Below are 6,064 nucleotides of genomic sequence, written 5' to 3' on the forward strand. Positions count from 1 at the left end.
CTAAAACCATATTTGGAGACAGCATAGAATACTCAAAGAATAATTATGAAGCTCTTGAAGGAGCTGACGCTTTAATTCTTGTTACTGAATGGAATGAGTTTAGAAGACCTGATTTTGATAAAATCAAGAAACTCCTTAAGCAGCCTGTTATTTTCGATGGCAGAAATCAATACGAACCTAAACGTATGTATAGACGTGGCTTTACTTATTTCTCTATTGGGAAACAAGAACGACAAATAAAAATTCCTGGCGGTTAAGCCAGGAACACAAACGTTAGCTCTCTCTAATATTATCTACCTATATTTACTATAGTTCTTAATATTTGGTTTTGTGCATCAAAGGTTCTACCATTTGCATCGATACCCCTTTGAGCAACTATCATATTTGCAAATTCAGATGTCAGGTCAACGTTAGAAGACTCAAGGCTTCCTGATACAAGACTTCCCATTCCTCCGGAATCACCAATTCCAAAAGTTGCATAACCTGCGTTTGGCCCAATGGTAAATCTATTACCATTTTCTGCTATTAAACCTGCGGAGTTAGTAACTTTTGTCATTTGCAATTGTAATTCCTGCGGTTTTACAGCATTTGCTACTACAGTAACGCCATCGCCTCTAACTTGATAACCACTCGTAGTGGAATAAAGTAGTTCTCTGCTTGCGTCACCCGTAACTGTAATCTGGCAACCATTGGAGTAATAAGCTGTTATTGCACCATCTGCACCAACTGAATAAGATTTATATGTAGTAGTACTGGATGTACCATCATCAGGTCTTATTGTGACAGAGTTAGCTGTTAATGCCATGCTATCATACGTAACTGTAGTACCGGCTGTGGTTGGCGTTGCAGTGGCTAATTGAGTGGCAGCTAAGAAATTACTGGTATCTGATGTGGCACTCATTCCAAAACTTGTAACAACTGTATTATTGTATGATAATCTAAGTTTTCCGCTTGCTACGCTAGCAGTTACGCCAGTTGCAGCTGTGTTAATATCTGTAGCTACACTATCTAATGTGCTATCTGCATCAATAGTAAATTCATGGTCTGTGCCGTTTACTGTTAATGTAAACGTCCCGTCATTGATAGTAGCATTAGCAGTGTTTGAAAGTAGTTCAGCTCCTGTTGATGTTGCAGTTGACTCAGTTATACTTAATGATTGAGGTATTTTAATTGGAGTTGTACTTCCTGTTGTGCTATTAATATCTGAAGTGCCTAAAACCTTTAATCCCTTTGGGCTTGTCAGATATCCTTGAGAATCAACTCTAAAGTTTCCTGCTCTACTTAGTACTAATGATCCTTCTGAATCAGTAAGTGTAAAGAATCCATTACCATTGATGTATAAGTCATTAGCATTATTTGTAGTTTGTACAGATCCATTAGCAAAGTTACGTACGATTTCTCCTACAGTAGTTCCTAATCCAATCTGTACAGGGTTACTTCCGCCAACGTTTGATGTTGGTGCTGTACCTGAGGATAATGTTTTTAAGAAAACATTTTCGAAGTTAACTTGACTGGCTTTAAAGCCAGTTGTGTTCATATTAGCAATGTTATCAGAAATAACATCAATTCTAGACTGGTTTGCTGTAATACCACTTATTGCTGTAAATAATCCTTGTGACATATTTCCTCCCCTTTATTTTAGTCTTCTATTTTATGCTTCTAATTGAGTTTATTGGATATTCTGTATTATTTATTACTATATTTGTACCTTTATCACTAATTTTAGCCTCCGTTACTGCTCCTGTTATCGTATTTTTTGAATTTTCAGGATCTGTAATCGTTACTTCCTTTCCAATTAGACTGCTGGCTTGCATAATTTCATTCGTATTTGCTACATTGGACATATTTTTATTTAACTTTTGTATTTCACTAATTTGTGTAAATTGTGCCTGTTGTGAGATAAATTCTGTATTGCCCATTGGATTTAAAGGATCTTGATATTTTAATTGCATCATTAGAAGCTGTAAAAAGCTATCCTGATCCATTGTAGATTGACCAACTCTCTCCTGGGACTTTTCTGCATTAACTTTTGCTGTACTATTAACAATATTTGTCATTGAATCTTGGACGTTCATGATTCTACTCCCCAATTAAACTCTATAATCAACCCTTCCTTGTGTAACTTGTCCAGAGCTATTACTTGTCAAATTTGTATTTTCCTCCATCTCAGAATTATCTATATTTGAGTAAATATTAGTTCTTTCCTGATGAGCTGTTTGTCTGCTTGAATTTGAATTTTGGTTTGGATTTGATGAGTTTTGATTTGCTTGCTCAAACTTTTGGAAGTTTTGATCCTGTTGTAATGTACTATTATTGTTATTTGAATTTGAGGTATTTGTTTCTTGAACACTAATTGCTAGTTTATTAACGTTAACTCCTTGATCTAGTAGATTTTGTCTAAGAGTTTCAAGCCCTTTATTTAATATATCTTTGACTTGAGAGTTTTCCGCTGTTATTTGAGCAGTTACGACTCCATCTTTACTAACCAGATTAATATCAACCTTGCCCAAGTTTTCAGGTCTTAAAGTAATTATTACTTGAGATTTAGTATCACTTAGTTCTGCAGTTGCTTTATTAATTACTTGATCCATTACAGAGTTACTTAATGTTTGTTTGGTATCTTTTGAATCAAGAATTTTATCAAACCCCATAGTTTTATGAGCATTTATTTCTAATAAACCGCTATGAGATTCATGATTATTAATTTTGGCTGTAAATTCATTTAGTTGTTGATTATGTTTTTGATCTAAATGTGATTCGGTAGAATTATTCTGTAATTCTATTTTTGTAGTTATAGACTTGTCTTTTGTATCAACGTATTTTGTATTATCATTTATATCGTGTTTTACAGTGCTTTTTTCGGATAAATTTTTATTCTGTACTTGCATTTGTTGAATTTGGTGTTTATTAATATCAACTTTGGTTGAATCTTCCTGCTCTTTTTGAGGTTTAGTTTCAACTTGAGCTTTTATCTCTACTTTTTGGGAGTCTTTTAGAATTTCTTGCCTTAATGTATTAACCTGATCATTATTTTTGTGTTCAAGTTTAATTTCATTTTGCTGCTTAACTTGATTTATAGACTGTTTATTAATTAAATTATCCTGTTTAAGTTGGTTATTACTGCTCAGTTTTTCTGGATTAGGCACTGTTTCTACAATATTCAAGCTTTGAGCATTGGTTTGGGGTTCTCTTGAACTTGAAGCAGCATTAGCACGGGTTATATTTAACGCTTTTTTTTCTGTTTGTTCTGCCTGAGGGGCATTTATTTGATGATTTGATAATTGATCTTTAATATGAGCTAAACTTTCTTTTTGATTAGCTTTATTTTCGGTTTCATTAGCTTTTACGTTTGTATTTACTTTCATATCTTTTTGTTGGATAGAAGTATTGGCAGTAACACTGTTTGTGTTTTCAGCTTTTGTTTGTTGTACGGGACTTTGAGTGGTATTATTAACAACATTGTTCAAGTTTTTAGACACAATAGAATGTTGATTTGCATTTTGTGCAACATTATTAGAGTTTTTAGATTGAGAAGTTACTTCTTGACGACTATTTACAGAAGTTTTAACTTCTGTAGGCACTACAACATTATTTACTATAGGTGTTGCAATATTATTTACTAATTGTATTTTTGCTTTTAATTCCGCATTATCAAGACCATTGACTTTAGTATTATTTGGGTTGTCAGTGTTTTTTTGAACTTGCTGGTTTTCTTTTGCTTCGGTTTTCTCTTGTTTTATTTCAACGGTTTCATCTTTTCTTTCAGCACTTAATTTTGTTTCCGAGAAATTTTGCCTTGCATTATTATTTTGGTTAAATTGTGCTTCTTTTATTGTATTAGATTGATTTTCTCTAGATAAAAAAGAGGATTCCTGATTATATGTGTTTGAATTTTCTGATGGTTTTCTATCATGTTCATTTGCATTTCTAAAGTGATCCTGAGGTTGTTCGTTTGTTTTTTCAAAAGTCTCAGGTTCTCTATAAGCTAGATTTTGAGATTTATCAGCATAATTCTGGTTATAATCTTGATAATGATTATAAAAATCTCTTCTTCTATCAATTAGCTCGTTCTCGTGTAATTTTTCAAGCCGTTTTTCATAAGTATTATCGTTGTCATTAACGTTACTTAGAATTCTGTAAAACTCATCTTTAATTGTTTCAGAATCGTTATTATTTAATGTGCCTTTTTCTGAAAACAATTTTGTTTCTTTAGGTTCTACCAGCATTTCTAAAGCCGTCATATTTTTCCCCTTAATTTAACAGGTAGTCTATTCCCAAGTCTTAATGTATAAGTTAATATCCGGATCTTTTTTGCCTATTTGTTGCTATTTCATCGATTTGCAGCATATCTAGTCTTTCAAAATTTTCTTTAAATTCTTTTAACGCTTTTTCTTTTAGTTTTTCAAGCATTGTTTTAGCTTTTAATGCTTCTAATACTTTCTGTTTTTTCTCCTCAAGCTCAATTTCTATACTTGCAATTATTTTATGCTGATCCTTAATATCAGATTTTAGTTTTTCTATATAGTTTTGATGGCAACAAATTATCATAAGATCTATTTGGGTACCAGCTGTCAATAAGCTTTCCAATTCACTTTTTGATTTTTTCTGCAATTCATAAAGTTGCTCCAGATGTTTTACCGCCTGATTTAACTTAAATTCAACTTTGGATAAAGCTAATTGACAGTTCTCAAGGGCTTTAATCCTTGCATCAAGAACACTCTGTAATTTGAATTTGAATTTTTTCACCCATATTACCCATTAACCTCAATCCCCAGATAAAGCTTATTTTTATAGTTATATATGAAGATTAACCCATGTATATATTTCGGAGCATCCTCTAAAAAAAGTATTTGAATTTGTGTTATTATTGAGCCCTGATAATATAGATTTAAGGTAACATTATTTATAGGAACCTGTCTGGCTAAAAATGCAAAAATCAGGCTATGATATAATTACAGGCTCGACTTTTGGACTTAAAGTTGTAAGCGACTTGGCAAGGCGTTCAACTTTAACAAGACAGCTTCTAAGTTTTAAGGCTATAAGACCTATTTAAGAAGGAACAAAAAATGAGTGAGCAAAATTGCATTTTTTGCAAAATAGCGAATAAAGAAATAAATTCTGATTTAATATTAGAAACAGCGGATTATGCCGCTTTTCACGATGTTAATCCTCAAGCTCCTGTACATGTTCTTGTTATCCCCAAAAAGCATTATGATTCTCTTAATGATACAAATGATTCTGAATTGCTTGGTAAGCTGCTAATAGGTGCTAGAGAAGTTGCAGAAAAGCTTAATATAAAAGATGGATATAGAGTCATTCTTAATACCGGTGAAAAGGCTGGACAAACAGTTTTTCATATCCATTTGCATGTATTGGGTGGTAGGCCAATGTTGTGGCCACCGGGCTAAAATTGATTAATAGTCAGCAAAATGTGTTATATTGTAATTAATAAAAGTCCATGATAATATTTACATATTAGTGTTTATCAGGAATGGTACTATTTAATATCAATCCAGATACTAATATGATGTACAAATAACATCCCATATCAGAAGGGAGGTCTGTAGCTTGGCCGAAATACAAGTAGGTGAAAACGAAAGTATTGAAAGTGCTCTTAAGCGTTTCAAGAAAAAAATTCAAAAAGCCGGCATTTTATCCGAAATAAAACGTCGTGAAAGGTATGAGAAACCGAGTGTGAAAAGAAAACGTAAAGCTGAGGCAGCTCGCAAGAGACGTTCCTAAAATTACTTGGTTTTAATTAAGAATATTGAGAGACAAGCTTATTTAAGCTTGTCTCTTGTAATTTAGTCCTGATATAGTTTGTTATGAATAGTTAGAGGCTGTTTGAAAAGTCTATTATTTAGCTAATTGTCTAAGCATCAAATGTAACATTGATATGTAAATCATATTTTCACTGCTTCTTGGCAAGTATTCATAGTCTTTGCTCAATATTCTGTAGTTATTCATTCATGCAAAAGTTCTTTCAACTATCCAGCGATGAGGTAGAACCTCAAAGCCTTTTGAGGTACGTTCCACAATATCAAGAAACCAGTGAAACATAATC

6 protein-coding genes and 1 pseudogene are annotated in these 6,064 nt (G+C 32.7%); 3 read left to right on the forward strand and 4 right to left on the reverse strand.

All coding sequences use genetic code 11. From position 1 onward, the window contains the following. A pseudogene (locus A2255_02850) lies at positions 1 to 257 on the forward strand (hypothetical protein). A gap of 32 nt (positions 258 to 289) precedes the next feature. Here A2255_02850 and A2255_02855 read toward each other — a convergent pair. The 4 genes from A2255_02855 to A2255_02870 are packed head-to-tail and all read right to left on the reverse strand — an operon-like array spanning position 290 to position 4,746. Further along, complete coding sequence (locus A2255_02855) at positions 290 to 1,621, reverse strand: hypothetical protein (protein OGI18073.1); 1,332 nt, start codon at positions 1,619 to 1,621, stop codon at positions 290 to 292. A gap of 25 nt (positions 1,622 to 1,646) precedes the next feature. Next, positions 1,647 to 2,075 carry a hypothetical protein gene (locus A2255_02860; GenBank protein ID OGI18074.1) on the reverse strand — a complete coding sequence of 143 codons (429 nt, stop codon included), beginning with the start codon at positions 2,073 to 2,075 and terminating at the stop codon, positions 1,647 to 1,649. A 15-nt stretch (positions 2,076 to 2,090) separates the two neighbouring features. Continuing rightward, positions 2,091 to 4,241, reverse strand: coding sequence for a hypothetical protein (locus A2255_02865; GenBank protein OGI18075.1), 2,151 nt, complete (start codon positions 4,239 to 4,241; stop codon positions 2,091 to 2,093). 52 nt (positions 4,242 to 4,293) lie between these two features. Next, positions 4,294 to 4,746, reverse strand: a complete 453-nt coding sequence (locus A2255_02870) for a flagellar export protein FliJ (protein ID OGI18076.1) — start codon at positions 4,744 to 4,746, stop codon at positions 4,294 to 4,296. Between the two features lie 320 nt (positions 4,747 to 5,066). Between A2255_02870 and A2255_02875 the strand changes: the two genes are divergently transcribed. Continuing rightward, positions 5,067 to 5,408: a histidine triad nucleotide-binding protein gene (locus A2255_02875; protein OGI18077.1), complete on the forward strand. Its 342-nt coding sequence runs from the start codon at positions 5,067 to 5,069 to the stop codon at positions 5,406 to 5,408. Between the two features lie 160 nt (positions 5,409 to 5,568). After that, positions 5,569 to 5,742 (forward strand): 30S ribosomal protein S21, encoded by a 174-nt coding sequence (locus tag A2255_02880; GenBank protein OGI18078.1) that lies wholly within the window; start codon positions 5,569 to 5,571, stop codon positions 5,740 to 5,742. Positions 5,743 to 6,064: the final 322 nt, after the last annotated feature.

It is taken from the genome of Candidatus Melainabacteria bacterium RIFOXYA2_FULL_32_9, assembly GCA_001784615.1.
In the GTDB taxonomy this organism is placed as follows: domain Bacteria; phylum Cyanobacteriota; class Vampirovibrionia; order Gastranaerophilales; family UBA9579; genus UBA9579.

Excerpts from the sequence above, each read along its gene's own strand:
- A2255_02875 (OGI18077.1), top strand. The coding sequence starts at position 5,067 with ATGAGTGAGCAAAATTGCATTTTTTGCAAAATAGCGAATAAAGAAATA.
- A2255_02860 (OGI18074.1), bottom strand. The coding sequence starts at position 2,075 with ATGAACGTCCAAGATTCAATGACAAATATTGTTAATAGTACAGCAAAA.
- A2255_02865 (OGI18075.1), bottom strand. The coding sequence starts at position 4,241 with ATGACGGCTTTAGAAATGCTGGTAGAACCTAAAGAAACAAAATTGTTT.
- A2255_02855 (OGI18073.1), bottom strand. The coding sequence starts at position 1,621 with ATGTCACAAGGATTATTTACAGCAATAAGTGGTATTACAGCAAACCAG.